Consider the following 16,296-nt stretch of genomic DNA (forward strand, 5'->3'; position numbering starts at 1 on the left):
CATGGCGACCCGTCCCGCCAAAGAGGCGATCTTCGAGCAGTTCGCGGCCGATGGCATCTCGGTGATGTTCGGCAACCCGGGGACCGTGGAGCAGGGGTTCCTGGACGTGCTGGAGGAGACGCCGGGCTTCCAGTACGTGCTGGCGCTGCAGGAGTCGGCGGCGCTCGGCATCGCCGACGGCTACGCCCGCGCCACCGGCGGGCCCGCGCTGGTCCAGCTGCACAGCGGGGTCGGCCTCGGCAACGGGGTCGGCCTGCTCTACCAGGCCAAGCGCGGTCACTCGCCGCTGGTGGTGATCGCCGGCGAGGCAGGGGTGCGCTACGAGGCCCTGGACGGCCAGATGGCGGTGGACCTGGTGGCGATGGCCCGGCCGGTGACCAAGTACGCGACCAGGGTGACCCACCCGGGCTCGGTGCTGAGGGTGCTGCGGCGCGCGGTCAAGATCGCGATGACGCCGCCGCGCGGGCCCGTCTTCGTGGCACTGCCGATGGACGTGCTCGACGAGGACACCGGCGAGCCCGCCGTGGCCAGCACGATCCCCAGCCGGGCGACGGTGCCCGTGCCTGAGGAGCTGGAGCGGGCCGCGGCGGTGCTGCGCGCCGCCCGGCGGCCCGTGGTGCTGGCCGGGGACGGGGTCTCGGTGTCCGGCGCGCAGGAGGAGCTGGCCAGGGTGGCGGAGGCGCTCGGCGCCCCGGTGTGGACGGTGAACTCCTCGGAGCTGACCATCGACACCACCCACCCGCTGCACCGGGGCGACCTCGGGCACATGTTCGGCGAGCACAGCGCCGCCGCGCTGGCCGGGGCCGACGCCGCGCTCGTCGTCGGGACGTACCTCTTCCCCGAGGTGTTCCCGCTGCTGACCAGCCCCTTCCCGGAGGCGGCGAAGATCGTCCACATCGACCTGGACGACTACGAGATCGCCAAGAACCTGCCGGCCGACGTCGCGCTCGTCGCCGATCCCAAGCCGACCCTGGCGGCGCTGGCCCGCCTGCTCGGCCCCGCCCGCCCCGAGTCCCCCCTCGAGTCGGCCCGCGAGCCGGCGGAGGTGTACGGCGAGACCATGATGGACCTGTTCGCCGGCGAGCTGGCCGCCCGGGCCGGTGACAGGCTGGTGGTCTTCGACGAGGCGCTGACCTCCGCCCCCGCGCTGCTCAGGCGGCTCCCGCCGCGCCGGCCCGGCACCTACTTCCAGACCAGGGGCGGCTCGCTCGGCGTCGGCATCCCCGGCGCGATCGGGATCAAGCTGGCCCGCCCCGAGGACGAGGTGGTGGCCTTCACCGGCGACGGCGGCAGCATGTACACCATCCAGGCCCTCTGGACCGCCGTCCGGTACGGCGTGGCCGCCCGCTTCGTGATCTGCGACAACCGCCGTTACCAGCTGCTCGACGACAACCTCGAACAGTACTGGCGCGAGCGCGGCATCGCCGCGCACCCCCACCCCCAGGGCTTCGACCTGTCCCATCCCCAGATCGACTTCGTGAAGCTGGCCGCGAGCCTGGGTGTCCCCGGCGTCAAGGTGAGCAAGCCCGCCCAGGTGGAGGCGGCGGTCCAGCGGATGCTGGCGACGCCGGGGCCGTTCCTCGTCGATCTGATTACCACCTGAGAGGTACACCGTGCGTGAGAAGCGATTGGCCGGGCGCACCGTCGCGATCCTCATGGAGAGCGACTACGTCGAGCAGGAGCTCCACTACTACCAGCGGCGTTTCACCGAGGAGGGGGCGCGGGTCGAGTTCCTCACGCGGTTGTGGGGACAGGACTCGCTGACCTTCCACGGCCATGAGTTCAAGGAGCCGTTCACGGTGAGCGGCGACCTGGAGAGCGCCGACCTGAGCCGGATCGACGTGCTGATCGTGCCGTCCGGCATGGTCTCGGACCGGCTGCGCTACACCGAGGACGTCCACGAGCTCGCCCCCGCCGTACGGCTGCTGAAGGAGGCCTTCGACGACCACCGGATCGTCAAGGGCATCATCTGCCACGGCCTCTGGCTGGCGGCGCCCATCGCCGAGGCGGTCAAGGGCCGCCGCGTGACGTGTCACAACAACCTGGTCGGCGACGTGCGCAACATGGGCGCCGTCTACACCGACCAGGACGTCGTGGTGGACCGCGACCTGGTGACCGGCCGGACGGCCGAGCACTGCGCCGCCTTCGCCCGCATGATCATCGACCTGGTGGCCGCCGACCGCGGCTCCGAGACGGTCTACCGGCCCGACTTCACCTTCTCCGACCTGGTGGCCGGCTACGTCACCGGCTTCGAGCACGGCGAGATCAGCCTGCGCACCAACGACGGGCGGCCGGTGCGGGTGCGCCTGACCGGCACCACCTCCGCCGAGTTCGTGCGCAACCTCTCGGAGCCGTACCTCGACGCCTCGGCGCACCTGGAGCAGCTGCTCACGCCGGGCACCTACGTGTTCGTCAAGGGGATCTTCTACCACGAGAACGGCGCCTACACGATCGAGGCCAAGACGCTGATCTTCCTGGGCAGGCAGCCGGGCCAGTACGCCTTCGAGCAGCCCGACTGGTGGGTCAAGCAGATCCGCGAACTGGGCAGGTTCTACCGCAAGGCGCAGTTCGGGGCCGACGGCCCGATCGACTACTCCGCCTACCGGACCATGCTGCGGCTGGGCGGCGAGAAGGCCGGCCAGGACGTGCAGGAGACCGACACGATCTCCCGGATGATCTACGGGATGTCCTCGGCCTACATGCTCACGGGCGAGGAGGACTTCCTGGAGGTGGCCGAGCAGGGCACCGCCTACCTGCGCGAGCACATGCGCTTCGTGGACCGCGACGAGGACGTCGTGTACTGGTACCACGGCATCGACGTGCGCGACGGGGTCGAGCGCAAGCTGTTCACCTCCGAGTTCGGCGACGACTACGACGCGATCCCGATGTACGAGCAGATCTACGCCCTGGCCGGCCCGACCCAGCTCTACCGGCTCACCGGGGACCCGCGCATCGCCTCCGACATCGACGGCACGCTGCGGCTGTTCAACAAGTTCTTCCACGACCCCGAGCGGGGCGGCTACTACTCGCACATCGACCCGATCCTGCTCAGCCCGCACCACGAGTCGCTGGGCCCGAACCGGTCGAGGAAGAACTGGAACTCCGTCGGCGACCACGCCCCCGCCTACCTCATCAACCTGTTCCTGGCCACCGGCGACGAGCGGCACGCCGACATGCTCGAGGAGACGTTCGACCTCATCGCCAAGCACATGCCCAGGAAGGACAGCCCGTACGTCCAGGAGCGCTTCCACGCCGACTGGACGCCGGACACCACCTGGCACTGGCAGCAGGACCGGGCGGTCGTCGGGCACAACCTCAAGATCGCCTGGAACCTCATGCGGATGATGTCGATCCGGCCCAAGGACGGCTACCGGACGCTGGCGACCGAGATCGGCGAGAAGATGCCGGGCTTCGGCAGCGACCCGCAGCGCGGCGGCTGGTACGACGTGGTCGAGCGCAGGCTCGCCCCCGGCCAGCACGTCCACCGGTTCGTCTGGCACGACAGGAAGGCCTGGTGGCAGCAGGAGCAGGCGATCCTCGCCTACCAGATCCTGGCGGGGCTGGTGGGCGAGGAGGAGTTCACGCGCAGGGCGCGGGAGTCGGCCGCCTTCTACAGCGCCTTCTTCCTCGACCACGACGAGGGCGGGATCTACTTCAACGTGCTCGCCGACGGCCACCCGTACCTGCTCGGCAACGAGCGGTTCAAGGGCAGCCACTCGATGAGCATGTGCCACGCGGCCGAGCTGTGCTTCCTGGCGACCGTCTACCAGCGACTGCTGATCGACAAGGAGCCGTTGACGCTGTGGTTCCGGCCACGGCCCGACGGGTTCACCGACCGCGTCCTGCGGGTGGCGCCCGACGCGCTGCCGCCCGGCCGGGTCCGGCTGGAGTGGGTGGAGGTGGACGGCTCGCCGTACCAGCTCTTCGACGCCGCGGCGATGACGGTGAAGCTGCCCGACTCCGCCTCGCCGATGACGGTGCGCGCCCATCTCGCGCCCGTAGAGGAGTGACATGGCCATGCGACTGCGGAAAGAGCTGCGCGGCGGGGTGACCGTCATCAGCCTGGACGGCCAGCTGGACAGCGAGACCTCGCCCCAGGTCCAGCAGGACCTGCGGGCGCTCCTCCCCGAGGACGGGCTGGTGGTCCTGGACCTGTCCCGGACCCTGTACATGTCGAGCGCGGGGCTGCGGGTGCTGCTGCTGGTCTACCGGCAGGCCCAGCACGGCACGGTACGCCTCGCGCTGACGGGCCTGTCCCCCGACGTGCGCGCGATCATGGAGGCGACCGGCTTCCTCGGATTCTTCACCGTGGTCGAGTCGGTGGAGCAGGGCGTGGAGGCGTTGACTGTATGACCATCCTGGAGCCGATCGACGCTTACCCCACGCAGCGGATCGCCGGATACCCCGTGCGCGCTGGGCGGTCGCTGCCGTTCGGCGCCACGCGGGTGCCCGGGGGCGTCAACTTCTCGGTCTACTCCAACCACGCCACCTCGGTGACGCTGGTGCTCTATCGGGAGGGCGAGCCCGAGCCGATGGCCGAGCTGCCCTTCCCGGAGACGTTCCGGGTGGGCAGCGTCTACGCGATGACCGTGTTCGGCCTCGACGTCGAGCGCCTGGAGTACGGCTATCGCGTGGACGGCCCCCGCCGGCCGTGGGAGGGCCACCGCTTCGACCCGGACCTCGTGCTCAGCGACCCGTACGCCAGGATGCTGACCGGTCACGGCCCCTACCGGCACAGGTCGCGGGTGACGCTCGACGACTTCGACTGGGAGGACGACCGCCCGCCGCACCTGCCGCACGAGGACCTGGTGATCTATGAGCTGCACGTGCGCGGTTTCACCAGGCACGACTCCTCCGGGGTCGCGGCGCCCGGCACGTACGCGGGGCTCGTGGAGAAGATCCCGTACCTGCTGGAGCTGGGGGTCAACTGCGTCGAGCTGATGCCGGTGTTCGAGTTCGACGAGACCGACAACGTGTTCACCGGCGTCAACTACTGGGGGTACAGCCCCATCGGGTTCTTCGCCCCCAAGGCGTCCTTCGCGGCCACCGGCCGGGACCACATGCAGGTCGACGAGTTCAAGCACATGGTCAAGGAGCTGCACCGGGCGGGCATCGAGGTGCTGCTCGACGTGGTGTTCAACCACACCGCGGAGGGCGACGAGCGCGGCCCGGCGATCAGCTTCAAGGGACTGGACAACGCCACCTACTACATGCTCACCCCCGACGGGCATTACTACAACTTCAGCGGCACGGGCAACACGCTCAACTGCAACCATCCGGTGGTGCGCGGGTTCGTGCTGGACTGCCTGCGCTACTGGGCCGCCGAGTGCCATGTGGACGGCTTCAGGTTCGACCTGGCGGCGATCCTCGGGCGGGGGTCCGACGGCGAGCTGCTGCACAACCCGCCGCTGCTGGAGTCGCTGGCGTACGACCCGATCCTGCGCGACCGCAAGCTGATCGCGGAGGCGTGGGACGCCGCCGGGCTCTACCAGGTGGGCAGCTTCCCCCACTACAGCCGTTGGTCGGAGTGGAACGGCCGCTACCGCGACACGGTGCGCAGGTACGTCAAGGGCGATATCGGCGTCACCGGGGAGCTGGCCACCCGCATGGTCGGCTCGCCCGACATGTACAGCCGGAGGGGCGCCGCGGCCACGGTCAACTTCGTCACCTCACACGACGGGTTCACGCTGCGGGACCTGGTCTCGTACGACCACAAGCACAACGAGGGCAACGGCGAGGGCAACAGGGACGGCGACGACGCCAACAACTCCTGGAACTGCGGGCACGAGGGTGTGACCGACGACCCGGCGGTGCTGGCGCTCCGCGCCCGGCAGCAGCGCAACGCGCTGCTGCTCCTGCTGGCCAGCCGGGGCGTGCCGATGCTCCTGGCCGGCGACGAGCTCGGCCGCACGCAGCTCGGCAACAACAACGCCTACTGCCACGACGGGCCGGTCACGTGGCTCGACTGGGGGCTGCGGGAGGAGAACGCCGACCTGTTCCGCTTCACGCGGCACGCCATCGCCTTCCGGCGGGCGCACCCGGTGCTGAGGGGCGGCTCTCCCGGATCGGTCCACTGGCACGGCGTGAGCGCCTGGTCACCGGACTGGTCGGCGCACTCGCGGGTGCTGGCCGCGCTGTTCGACGGGGGCGGGAACGACTGCGTCTACGTCGCCGCCAACTCCCACTGGGAGTCGCACACGCTCGAACTGCCGCCCGCGCCGCGCGGGCATACCTGGCACCTGTTCGCCGACACCGCCGCCGCCCCGCCGATGGACGCCTTCGAGCCGGGCTCGGAACCGCCGCTGGCCAACCAGTCACAGTTGTCCATCGGCCCCAGAAGCGTCGCGATCTTGGTCACGCATTAGCGAAGGGAACCATGTCATGTCCTTCAGGATGAAGATGAGCGTGGAGGGCGACACCGCCACGATCCGGCTGGCCGGCGAGCTCGACGGCAGCTCCGCCCCCGAGCTCAACGAACTGGTGTCGCAGGCCGTGGGACGGCAGGTGGGCAAGCTGGTGCTGCTCCTCGACGAGCTGACGTACATGTCGTCGGCGGGGGTGCGCTGCCTGGTGTTCGCGCACCAGAAGCTGCCGCGCGGCTCGGAGATCACCTTGGTGGGGACCAATCCGGAGGTGGCCGAGACGATCCGGCTCACCGGCTTCGACCGCAGCATCGTGATGCAGTGATGCTCGCCTGCCGGCTCAAGATCGATGTCCAGCACGTGTCCCTGCCGGGTGTGGTGGCCGATTTCATCGAGGCGCTGGCAGACGGGGCGGGGCTGACCTCCCGCCAGGCGTACTGGCTGCGCCTGGCGACGGACGAGATCACCACGAACATCGCCCAGCACGGCTACCGGGGCGGGGCGGGCGTCGTGGAGCTGTCCGGGGAGATCGAGGACGACCGGCTGCAGGTGAGCATCGAGGACGACGCTCCGCCGTTCGATCCCGCCGGATACGATCCCGCGCCTCGGCTGGCGCTGCCGCCCGCGCTGCGCGAGGAAGGCGGCTACGGGCTGCTCCTCGCCATGGGCAAGGTGGACGAGTTCCGCTACGAGTACGTCGGCGGACGCAACCGCAACACCCTGATCATGCGACTGCTTGGAGGCGCGAATGCCGACGGCTCTGGTGGTTGCCGAGTCGGCTAACCCCACGTCCACCGCGGTGCTCGAACTCGACGGGGCACTGCGCGAAGAGGGCTTCGACGTCCAGCTCGCCGTCCCGGACGACCTGGTCCTGCGCCACCCGCACCCCGATCTGCTGCTGATCTCGGCGGCGCTGGGGCTGCAGCGGATGGCGCTGGTCAGCCAGCGGTTCCTGGTCGACGGGCGGATGCCCACGATCGTGGCCTTCCCCGACGACGACATCGCCGCGCTGGAGGAGTGTGTGCGCGGCGGGTTCGACTACGTGACCCGCCCGTTCCTGCCCGGCCTGCTGCGCAGCAGGGCGAACTCCTGCTGGGAGCGCTATCAGCTCAGCACCACAGTGGAGGAGATGGCGGCGCTGGCCAGCCTGCGGGAGTACGAGCGCGAACTGCGCATCGCCCGCGACATCCAGGCCGGGTTCCTGCCGGAGTCACTGCCGAGGCTGGACGGATGGGAGATCGCCGCCAGCTTCCGGCCGGCCCGGCAGGTGGCCGGCGACTTCTACGACGTGTTCACCCTCGTCAACGGGCGCAGGCTGGCGCTGGTGGTGGCCGACGTGTGCGACAAGGGCGTGGGGGCGGCGCTGTTCATGGCGCTGATCAGAACGCTGCTCCGGCACACGGCCGAGCACACCGGGTTCGTCCAGGACGTCAGCGACGACGCCGCCGTGGCGCTGGACGGCTCGCCGGGAGAGTCCGCGCTGCCCCTGCTGTCGCTGGGGGCGGGGCCGCTGATCCAGGCGGTGGTCGGGACCAACCGGTACATGGCCCGAAATCACATCAAGCAGGCGTATTTCGCGACGATGTTCTTCGGGGTGCTGGACCCGTACTCCGGGGACCTGGTCTACATCAACGGCGGGCACAATCCGCCCGTCGTGGTGCGGGCCGACGGCCGCCAGACGATGCTGCCGCCGACGGGGCCCGCGGTCGGGATCCTGGCCGACAGCTCCTACACCCTGGGTCACGTGCAACTGGGGCCCGGCGACGCGCTGTTCGCCTACACCGACGGGGTGGTCGAGGCCAGGAACTCCGCCCACGGCCTGTTCGGCACCCCCCGGCTCCAGGAGGTGCTGGGCGGGGCCGGGGGGCACGCCTCCGGTCTGCTCGCGGCGGTCGACACCTCGGTGCGCACGTTCGTGGGGGCCGCCGAGCAGTCCGACGACATCACCACTCTGGCGCTGAGCAGGAACCCCTCCTGAGGGGACAGGCCCGGACCACGGCCGCGGCACGTGGTCCGGGCCTCTCAGGCGGCGACCATCGACATGGCGACGGCGACGTCCCAGCCGGAGGCGGGCTCCCCGCCGTGGAAGCCCTCCGCCAGCAGCGTCGCCTCATCCGCCCGCCCGGCCAGCAGCAGCGCGTCGATCAGGTACGCCGTCAGATGCGCCGCCAGCCAGGGCGGCCCCGCCTCCGCTCCCCCGGCGGTGAGCGCGAGCGCGCGCCGCAGGTGGAAGACCGCCTCCTCGGGCCGGGTCCGCAGGCGGGCCATGGCCTGCGCCGCGTGCACGAACAGGGCGGTCTCCCTGTCGGTACGCGTGATCGTGCCGACGTCGTCGGCGGAGCGGCCGTTCAACGCCATGATCCAGGCCCGGTAGGCGAGCAGCAGCGGCCGCTGCGCCGGCCCGGCGGCCACCGCCGCGCGCAGCAGGAACTCGGCGGCGGCCTCCGGCCGGCCCTGCCCGCAGGCCAGGTTGACCGCTCGGGCGAGCGCCAGGTGTGGCGTGCTCTCCACCATCCCCTCGGGCAGCGAGTCCAGGAACGACGTGCTGTCGCGCCCCCTGCCGCGCAGCAGCAGCAGGTGCGCCAGCGGCACCGAGACGGTGTGCCCCTCGCCGCACCACGCCGCCGCCTTGCACAGCTCGAAGGCCCGGTCGAAGGCCAGCGCCGCCCAGGCGTCCCAGGTGGCCTTCACCAGGTGCGGGGTGGCCGCGGACGGGTCCATCGGCGGCAGCCACTCGGTGGCGCACTGGAACTCCCACCCGGCGGCGCCCCGGGTCAGGCGTTCGGTGAGCCGGCGCCCGACCAGGAAGTCGTGCAGCAGGCGGGGGTTGCCGCCGGTCGCCGAGTGCAGGGCGCCGGCGGTGGCCTGCCGCACGTGGCCGCCGGCCAGCTCGGCCAGCAGGGCGGCCACCTCCTCGGCCGCGAGCGGCGGCACCTCGACCGTGTACGCGCCCGGCTCGAAGCGCAGGCAGTCCACCGGATCGGGGCGCCGCGCCGCGGGCCCGGACAGCGTCGTGACCAGCACCCTGGCCCCCGGGCTCCCGCCCGCGGCCGTGCGCAGCGCCATCAGGCTCTCGTCCTCGCTCACCTGCGCGTCGTCCATGACGAGCAGCAGCGGACGGCCCCCGGCGGCCGCCTCGACGCGGGCGGCGACCTCACCGGGACCGTCCGCGGGACGCAGCCGGACGATGTCGTAGCGCGCCGCCTCGGACGATTCGAGCACGCGCTCCACCAGCCTGCTGCGGCCCGAGCCCGGCTCTCCGGCCAGGACAATCGGGCCTGCTCCGGAAGCCCCGAGGGCTGACCGAATCGCGGCGATCTGCTCGCTCCGGTCGATGAAATGCCACTTCATCTGGTTAATCCCCTCAATTGAATGGATTAAATTCATGCTTTGGGAACAATGCCGTAACGTCAATGCCGAAATGACGCAATCGGGGTAGAGGTGACAAATATTCCGTGAGGCTTCTAGACTCAGCCTTGCGATCCTGATCTGCTGACGCGGTGGAGGCACTCACGGGGGGTTCGGTGTCAGGCGACGGCTGGAGCCGGCAGGAGCTCGCGCGATTCCTGCGCAGCAGGCGCGCGCGGGTCACGCCGGGGCAGGTGGGCTTCCCCGAAGGGGGGCGCAGGACGAAGGGGCTGCGGCGGGAGGAGGTGGCGGTGCTCGCCGGCCTCAGCCCGACCTGGTACACGTACCTCGAGCAGGGGCGTGACATCAGGCCCTCCATCCAGGTGCTCGACAGCCTGGCCCGGGTGCTCGACCTCAGCGAGGACGAGCGCCGCTACATGCACACGCTGGTGCACGGCCAGGTCACCAACCCGCAGCCGCTCGAGGGGCAGACGTGGTCGGGCGACGTGATGGGCCCGCTGGTCAGCCTCATGAGCGCCAGCGCCTATCCGGTCTACGCCACCGACATCCACTGCGACCTGACCGCCTGGAACGACGCCGCCGCCGAGTGGTACGACGACTGGGGCAGCTACACGCCCGAGCACCGCAACATGCTGCGCTGGCTGCTGGTCTCGCCCACGGCGAAGGAGCGGCTGCCCGACTGGGAGCGCGTCACCTGCGACGTCATCGCCCGGTGGCGCTCCGAGCTGGCCAGGTGGCCGCACGACGAGCGGCTGACCGCGAAGATCGCCGAGTTCTCCCAGCTGAGCCCGCTGTTCGCCGGCCTGTGGCGCAAGCACGAGGTGCAGGAGCACCGCAGCCTCACGCGCCGGTTCCGGCATCCGCGGCTGGGCCTGCAGACCCTGCGCATGGCGCTGATGATCACCCCGGACGAGCCGCTGGTCGGGCTCGTGATCCATTTTCCGATGCACGCGGGCGAATAACGCGGTTTTCACCGCCCCGGTATTTCGTCATCTGTTAATTGACACCCACGTGGGCGAGCCGGACCTTAGGTGATGTCGTTCGGCCAACCAACAAGGGCGCCCGGGCATCGTCGAATTCCCGATGACCCGGGCGAGAACGGGAACGGGGCCCCATGTACAACAACAGCGGGCGAGATCCCATCGCCATCGTCGGCGCCGCCTGCCGGCTGCCCGGTGCGCAGAACCCGGCCGACCTCTGGCAGATCGTCAGCGGGGGCCGGGACATGATCGGCGTGATCCCTCCGGAAAGATTCGACATCGAAACCACCTCCGGCCGCCGCCGGCCCGATGTGCTGCGGGGCGCGGGCGGCTACCTGGACGACATCACCGGGTTCGACGCGCGCTTCTTCGGCGTCACGCCGTTCGAGGCCCTGCGGATGGACCCGCAGCAGCGGTTGCTGATGGAGGTCACCTGGGAGGCGCTCGACGACGCGGGCATCCCGGCCGAGAGCCTGGCCGGGAGCGACACCGGCGTCTACACGAGCCTGCTGTCCTCGGGGTACTGGGACCTGCTGCGCCGCTCGGGGATGTACGACATGCACGCCGCGCTCGGGGCGGCCGTCAGCGGCATCTTCCCCGGCCGCGTCTCCACCCAGCTCGACCTGCGCGGTCCCAGCATGGGCGTGGAGGCGGCCTGCGCGACGTCGCTGCTCGCGGTGCACATGGCCTGCCGGGCGCTGTGGTCGGGCGAGATCGACCTGGCCATCGTCGGCGGCGCGAACCTGCAGATCGTGCCGGACCTGTATTTCGCGCTCGCGGACGCCGGCGTGCTGTCCAGCTCGGGCCGGTGCAAGTTCGGCGACGTGTCGGGGGACGGGTACGTGCGCAGCGAGGGCGTGGTGGCCCTGATACTCAAGCCGCTCTCGCGGGCCCTCGCGGACGGGGAGCACCCGTACGCGACGATCCTGGGCAGCGCCGCCACCCACGACGGCCGCACCGGCGGCTCACTCGTCTCCCCCGGGCTGGAGGGGCACGAGACGATGCTGCGCAAGGCCTATCTCGACGCCGGGGTCTCCCCTGGCGAGGTCGACTACGTCGAGGCCCACGGGCCCGGCACCCCCGCCGGCGATCCGACCGAGCTGGCCGCGCTGGACCTGGTCATGCGGGAGGGGCGGGACCCTGAGCGGCGCTGCCTGGTCGGCTCGCTCAAGTCCAACATCGGCCACACCGAGTTCACCTCGGGGATGGCGGGGCTGCTCAAGACGGCCCTGGCGCTGCGGCACCGGACCATACCCGCGACGCTGCACGTGGTGGAGCCGCATGCCGTCCTGCGGCAGCCGACCGCGGCCGTCGAGCTCGCGCTGCTCACCCAGGACTGGCCGGACCGGGGGACGCCGGGCCTGGCGGGCGTCAACTCCTTCGGCATGTCGGGGACCAACGTCCACCTCGTGCTCTCCGAGGCGCCGCAGGCGGCGCGTCCCCGGCTCGGCCAGGGCCGGCCCAGCTACGTCCTGCCCCTGTCGGCGCGGGATCCGAGGGCGCTCGACGAGCTCGCGGGCGCGTACGCCGAGATGCTCGACACTGTCGCAGAGGACGCGGGACCCGGCCTTCACGACGTGTGCTTCAGCGCGGGCGCCCGGCGCTCGCACCACGAGTACCGGCTGGCCGCGGTCGGCGACGACGCGCGCTCGCTGGCCGCGTCCCTGCGGGAGTTCCGCGCGAACGGGCGGGGTGACGGGCGGTCGGTGCACGCCGGCGAGCGCCGCGCGGCCCGGCGGCCGAAGGTGGTGTTCGTCTTCCCCGGCCAGGGCGGCCAGTGGGCGGGCATGGGCAGGCAGCTGCTGGCCGCCGAGCCGGCCTTCGCCCTGCGCCTGCACGAGTGCGCGCGGGCGGTGGCCGCCGAGCTCGGCTGGTCCCCCGTGGACGTGCTGCTGCGCGGGGAGCGGCTGTCGCGCGTGGACGAGGTGCAGCCGACCCTCTGGGCGATGCAGGTGGCGCTGGCCGCCGTGTGGCGCGAGTGGGGCGTCGAGCCCGACCTGCTCATCGGCCACAGCATGGGCGAGATCGCCGCGGCGGTCACCGCGGGCGCGCTGAGCGTGGCCGACGGCGCGGCCGTGGTCGCCAGGAGGAGCCGGCTGCTGCGCGAGCTGCGCACGCCCGGCGCCATGTGGGCCGTGGCGCTCGGCGAGGAGGCGGCCCAGGAGGCGATCGGTGAGCACTCCGGCCAGGTGAGCGTGGGGGTGGTCAACAGCCGTCACTCCACGGTCCTGTCCGGCGACCCCGCGAGGCTGGAGCGGATCGTCGCGCCGCTGCGCCGCGACGGTGTCTTCTGCCGTCAGGTGGACGTGGACTACGCCTCGCACGCGCCGCAGGTGGAGCCGGTGCGCGAGGCGCTGCTGGAGGCGCTGTCGAGCGTCAAGCCCGGCCCCTGCGCCGTGCCCATCCACTCCAGCGCCCGGGACCGGGTCGTCGACGGCACGGAGCTGGACGCCGGTTACTGGTTCGAGAACCTGCGGCTGCCCGTGCGCTTCGCCGCCGCCTGCCAGGCCGCGCTCGCCGACGCCCGGCCCACCGTGTTCATCGAGATGAGCCCGCATCCGGTGCTGCAGACGGCGCTGGAGGAGGAGGTCGAGGCGGCGGGCGCGACCGCGAGCGTGGTGCCCTGCCTGCGGCGGGACGTGCCGGACGCGGCGGCCCTCAGCGCGGCGCTCGGCCAGGCGTACGTGCTGGGCTGCCGTCCCCGCTGGGACCGCGTCCACCCCGAGGGCGAGTACGTCCGGCTGCCCGGCTACCCCTGGCAGCGACGGCGGTTCTGGCCCGGCTCGGCCACCTCCCCCATTCCTCCCGAGCCGGCCCGCGAACCGGCCCGCGAACCGGCCCGTGAACCGGCGCAGGCCGGACGCCCGGATCTGGCGGCCCTCTCGGAGACGGAGTTGACCGCCGTGGTGACCGACCTGGCGTCCCAGGTTCTCGCGGTGCCCGGACACGAGATCGGGATGGACGTGCCGCTCACCCTGCTGGGGCTGGACTCCGTGCTGGCGACCAGGTTCCGCGAGCGGGTGCGGCGCGAGCTGGGCGTGGATGTGCCGGTCCGCAGCCTGCTCGGCCCGGGCACGCTGCTCGACCTCACCACCGAATTACGCTCGGCGGCCACCGTGTGAGGCGCGGCCGCCGCTGTCGAGACGGGGCTCCGGGTCGTCCGGAGCCTCGTCTCCGCTCTTTTGAAGGTGGCATTCCGACTGCTAGCACTAACTAATTCTTGGGCATTCCAGTCAAGAGCCGGAAGGATACGGGCATGGTGACAGCCGTGTTGGGAACGCTGGCCGGCGCCGCGCTCGTGGCGGCGGTGTGGCTGAGCGTCGTGCTGACCGTGTTCACCCCCCGGGGCAGGCCGACCCGGCTGGTCCGCGGCGTCCTGCGGGCCTTCGCCGGTCCCATGCTCGCGATGGCCGGCCGGGTCCCGCCCGTCCTGCGGGAGCCGCTGCTCGACCTGTGCGGGCCGCTGGCCGTCGTCACGGTGGCCGCGATCTGGCTCGGCGTGTCCTCGGCGGGGTTCGCGCTGCTGGAGGGCACGCCGCTGCGCGAGGCCGAGTGGGCGTCCAGGCTGCTGATGGTAGCGGCCATCACGACGTACCTGGGGCATTTCCTGGCCGCCTACTCCCGGCGGGAACGGCTGGTGGCCAGGCTGGCCGGCAGCGTGTGCAACCCGCGCGACGCCGACACCATGCTCGCGTCCTACCTCAAGACCGGCTCGCGCGACCACCTCGACACCATGTTCGCCGAGTGGACGGTGTGGATGGCCGAGGTGGAGCACTCCCACCTCGCCCATCCGGCGCTCACGTTCCGCCGCCCCGCGGGCGACCTCGACTGGCTCAAGGCCGCGGTCATCGTCCTGGACGTGGCCGCGCTCATCGAGGCGCTCGCGCCGAGCTGGGCTCCGGCGCACACGAGGGCCCTGCTCGCGACGGGGACGCGCTGCATGCACCGGCTGACCCACGGGCTGTGCATCACGCTGCCGCCCATCCCGGTCAGCCTGCAGGGGCGGGAGGAGCGCAACTTCTCCGACACGCTGCTGCTGGCCCACGAGGCGGGGCTGCCGGCCGAGCGCGACCCGATGGAGGCGTGGACCGTCTTCCAGGACCTGCGCACCGGGTACGCGCCGCACGCCTACGCCATCGAGACCCGGCTCCGTTACGACCGGGTCGAGGAGCCGGACGACGTCGGCGACTGACGCCCGCCGGAGTGCCCGGCCCCGGTCACGGTCTGTCCCGGATAGGCGATGACGCCGCTGAGACCGGCGCCCTCGGCGACGCGTACCTCGTGGCCGAGCGCGGTGAAGCCGTCGATGACGGCCGGGCGCTCCAGCGACGAGTCCACCCTCGCCATCACGCCCACGTACGCGTCGCTGAGCCGCGCGCCCGGCCCGATGATCGCGCCGTCCAGGCAGGCCACCCGTTCCAGGCGGCACCACGGGTGCAGGTCCGCCTCGTCGCCGACGTACGAGTCGCGCAGCACCACGCCGGGGCCGATCTCGACGTCCCGGCCGATCCACGCGCCGGGACCCACGTGGACGAGCCCGGCGGCCAGCTTCTCCGCCAGCGTCAGCCCGCTGACCTCGTCGCGGCGCGCCAGCGAGGAGGGGTGGATCACGGGCCCGTCCGGCAGCCGCAGGCTCGGGTAGCCGCCGGCCAGGGCCTCGGCCATGGTGAGCAGGTAGTCGCGGGGGTTGCCCAGGTCGCCCACCTTGGCCAGGGGCGAGCACATGACCCGGTGGCCGCGCGACACCAGCCACGGCAGCAGGTCACCGCCCCAGTCGAGCCCCCGCCCGGCCAGCGCCGCCAGCTCGTCGGTGGCGCCCAGAGCGCGCAGCCTGGCGCAGTCCACCAGGTAGAGCCCGGCGTTGATGGGCACCCTGTCCAGGTCGGCGGTCACCGCCGCGATGGTCTCCAGGGGCGGTTTCTCGATGAACCGCTGGATCCGGCCGGCGCCGTCCGCGAGCACCAGCCCGTACGTGCCCGCCACCTCCGCCGCCGTCCGATGGACCAGGCCGACGGTCACCACCGCCCCGCTCGCCAGGTGGTCGCGCACCAGTGCCGCCAGGTCGAACTCGAACAGCGAGTCGGTCGGCAGCACCAGGGCGTGGCCGAGCAGGCCGTGCTCCTCGATCACGCTGAGCGTCGCCTGCCCGGAGCCGGTGTTGAACCGGTCCGTACGCGGCCGCGAATAGCGCACCGAGACCCCGAGCCGCTCGCCGTACCCCAGCGCCTCCTTGACCTGATAACGATTCTCCCGGCCGTTGGCCGCCACGTGGAAACTCGTTATTCCCTGGTCGCGGAGGCCCGCGACGAGCCATTCGATGACCGGCCGCCCGAGAAAAGGGACGGCGGCCTTGCTCCTTATGTGACCGGAACCTTCGAGGGTGAGCGGGCGGGCGCGGAGGCCGCGGCCGCCGGCCAGTGCGATGGCGGCAATAGAAGGCATGGCAACCTCCAAGGACAACGGGCGGTGACTTATTCGTACCATTCGCCCCGGGAATATGGCCCGTTTCGGCCGCCGAACGCCGGGATTTCGTCAGGTCCGCGTCTGACAAAAGCACCGTGGTTTCCGTTAAGTCAGGGTGCCGC

12 protein-coding genes are annotated in these 16,296 nt (G+C 71.6%); 10 read left to right on the forward strand and 2 right to left on the reverse strand.

What is annotated here, in order from left to right; genetic code table 11:
• Position 1: 1 nt before the first annotated feature.
• The 7 genes from ACWDRB_RS42610 to ACWDRB_RS42640 are packed head-to-tail and all read left to right on the forward strand — an operon-like array spanning position 2 to position 8,340.
• Positions 2-1,603, forward strand: a complete 1,602-nt coding sequence (locus tag ACWDRB_RS42610) for a thiamine pyrophosphate-binding protein (RefSeq protein WP_449903847.1) — start codon at positions 2-4, stop codon at positions 1,601-1,603.
• A gap of 10 nt (positions 1,604-1,613) precedes the next feature.
• Complete coding sequence (locus ACWDRB_RS42615; RefSeq protein WP_449903850.1) at positions 1,614-4,010, forward strand: AGE family epimerase/isomerase; 2,397 nt, start codon at positions 1,614-1,616, stop codon at positions 4,008-4,010.
• Positions 4,011-4,017: 7 nt separating this feature from the next.
• Positions 4,018-4,353, forward strand: a complete 336-nt coding sequence (locus tag ACWDRB_RS42620; protein ID WP_355191502.1) for an STAS domain-containing protein — start codon at positions 4,018-4,020, stop codon at positions 4,351-4,353.
• Positions 4,350-6,365 (forward strand): glycogen debranching protein, encoded by a 2,016-nt coding sequence (locus ACWDRB_RS42625; RefSeq protein WP_449903853.1) that lies wholly within the window; start codon positions 4,350-4,352, stop codon positions 6,363-6,365. The genes ACWDRB_RS42620 and ACWDRB_RS42625 overlap by 4 nt, the downstream gene beginning before the upstream one ends.
• A 16-nt stretch (positions 6,366-6,381) precedes the next feature.
• Positions 6,382-6,687, forward strand: a complete 306-nt coding sequence (locus ACWDRB_RS42630) for an STAS domain-containing protein (RefSeq protein ID WP_350728893.1) — start codon at positions 6,382-6,384, stop codon at positions 6,685-6,687.
• Positions 6,687-7,145 carry an ATP-binding protein gene (locus tag ACWDRB_RS42635; protein WP_449904198.1) on the forward strand — a complete coding sequence of 153 codons (459 nt, stop codon included), beginning with the start codon at positions 6,687-6,689 and terminating at the stop codon, positions 7,143-7,145. The genes ACWDRB_RS42630 and ACWDRB_RS42635 overlap by 1 nt, the downstream gene beginning before the upstream one ends.
• Positions 7,111-8,340 carry a PP2C family protein-serine/threonine phosphatase gene (locus ACWDRB_RS42640; RefSeq protein WP_449903856.1) on the forward strand — a complete coding sequence of 410 codons (1,230 nt, stop codon included), beginning with the start codon at positions 7,111-7,113 and terminating at the stop codon, positions 8,338-8,340. Before ACWDRB_RS42635 ends, ACWDRB_RS42640 begins: the two co-directional genes overlap by 35 nt.
• Positions 8,341-8,384: 44 nt before the next feature.
• Here ACWDRB_RS42640 and ACWDRB_RS42645 read toward each other — a convergent pair whose 3' ends face one another.
• Positions 8,385-9,713 (reverse strand): hypothetical protein, encoded by a 1,329-nt coding sequence (locus ACWDRB_RS42645; RefSeq protein ID WP_449903859.1) that lies wholly within the window; start codon positions 9,711-9,713, stop codon positions 8,385-8,387.
• A 149-nt stretch (positions 9,714-9,862) separates the two neighbouring features.
• Here ACWDRB_RS42645 and ACWDRB_RS42650 point away from each other — a divergent pair, with 149 nt between their 5' ends.
• From ACWDRB_RS42650 to ACWDRB_RS42660, 3 genes are all read left to right on the forward strand, one after another.
• Positions 9,863-10,693, forward strand: coding sequence for a helix-turn-helix transcriptional regulator (locus tag ACWDRB_RS42650; RefSeq protein ID WP_350728889.1), 831 nt, complete (start codon positions 9,863-9,865; stop codon positions 10,691-10,693).
• A gap of 152 nt (positions 10,694-10,845) precedes the next feature.
• The gene (locus tag ACWDRB_RS42655; protein WP_449903862.1) at positions 10,846-13,833 is read left to right on the forward strand and encodes a type I polyketide synthase; all 2,988 of its coding nucleotides are present in this window, start codon (positions 10,846-10,848) and stop codon (positions 13,831-13,833) included.
• 134 nt (positions 13,834-13,967) lie between these two features.
• Complete coding sequence (locus ACWDRB_RS42660; protein WP_449903864.1) at positions 13,968-14,903, forward strand: hypothetical protein; 936 nt, start codon at positions 13,968-13,970, stop codon at positions 14,901-14,903.
• Here the strand turns inward: ACWDRB_RS42660 and ACWDRB_RS42665 are convergent.
• Positions 14,864-16,153 carry a sugar phosphate nucleotidyltransferase gene (locus tag ACWDRB_RS42665; RefSeq protein ID WP_449903866.1) on the reverse strand — a complete coding sequence of 430 codons (1,290 nt, stop codon included), beginning with the start codon at positions 16,151-16,153 and terminating at the stop codon, positions 14,864-14,866. The genes ACWDRB_RS42660 and ACWDRB_RS42665 overlap by 40 nt on opposite strands.
• Positions 16,154-16,296: the final 143 nt, after the last annotated feature.

Source organism: Nonomuraea sp. NPDC003707 (assembly GCF_053587055.1).

What these genes read in the sequence shown, in the direction of transcription:
- ACWDRB_RS42610 (WP_449903847.1), top strand. Translation starts at nt 2, where the DNA reads ATGGCGACCCGTCCCGCCAAAGAGGCGATCTTCGAGCAGTTCGCGGCC.
- ACWDRB_RS42620 (WP_355191502.1), top strand. Translation starts at nt 4,018, where the DNA reads ATGCGACTGCGGAAAGAGCTGCGCGGCGGGGTGACCGTCATCAGCCTG.
- ACWDRB_RS42625 (WP_449903853.1), top strand. Translation starts at nt 4,350, where the DNA reads ATGACCATCCTGGAGCCGATCGACGCTTACCCCACGCAGCGGATCGCC.
- ACWDRB_RS42630 (WP_350728893.1), top strand. Translation starts at nt 6,382, where the DNA reads ATGTCCTTCAGGATGAAGATGAGCGTGGAGGGCGACACCGCCACGATC.
- ACWDRB_RS42635 (WP_449904198.1), top strand. Translation starts at nt 6,687, where the DNA reads ATGCTCGCCTGCCGGCTCAAGATCGATGTCCAGCACGTGTCCCTGCCG.
- ACWDRB_RS42640 (WP_449903856.1), top strand. Translation starts at nt 7,111, where the DNA reads ATGCCGACGGCTCTGGTGGTTGCCGAGTCGGCTAACCCCACGTCCACC.
- ACWDRB_RS42645 (WP_449903859.1), bottom strand. Translation starts at nt 9,713, where the DNA reads ATGAAGTGGCATTTCATCGACCGGAGCGAGCAGATCGCCGCGATTCGG.
- ACWDRB_RS42655 (WP_449903862.1), top strand. Translation starts at nt 10,846, where the DNA reads ATGTACAACAACAGCGGGCGAGATCCCATCGCCATCGTCGGCGCCGCC.
- ACWDRB_RS42660 (WP_449903864.1), top strand. Translation starts at nt 13,968, where the DNA reads ATGGTGACAGCCGTGTTGGGAACGCTGGCCGGCGCCGCGCTCGTGGCG.
- ACWDRB_RS42665 (WP_449903866.1), bottom strand. Translation starts at nt 16,153, where the DNA reads ATGCCTTCTATTGCCGCCATCGCACTGGCCGGCGGCCGCGGCCTCCGC.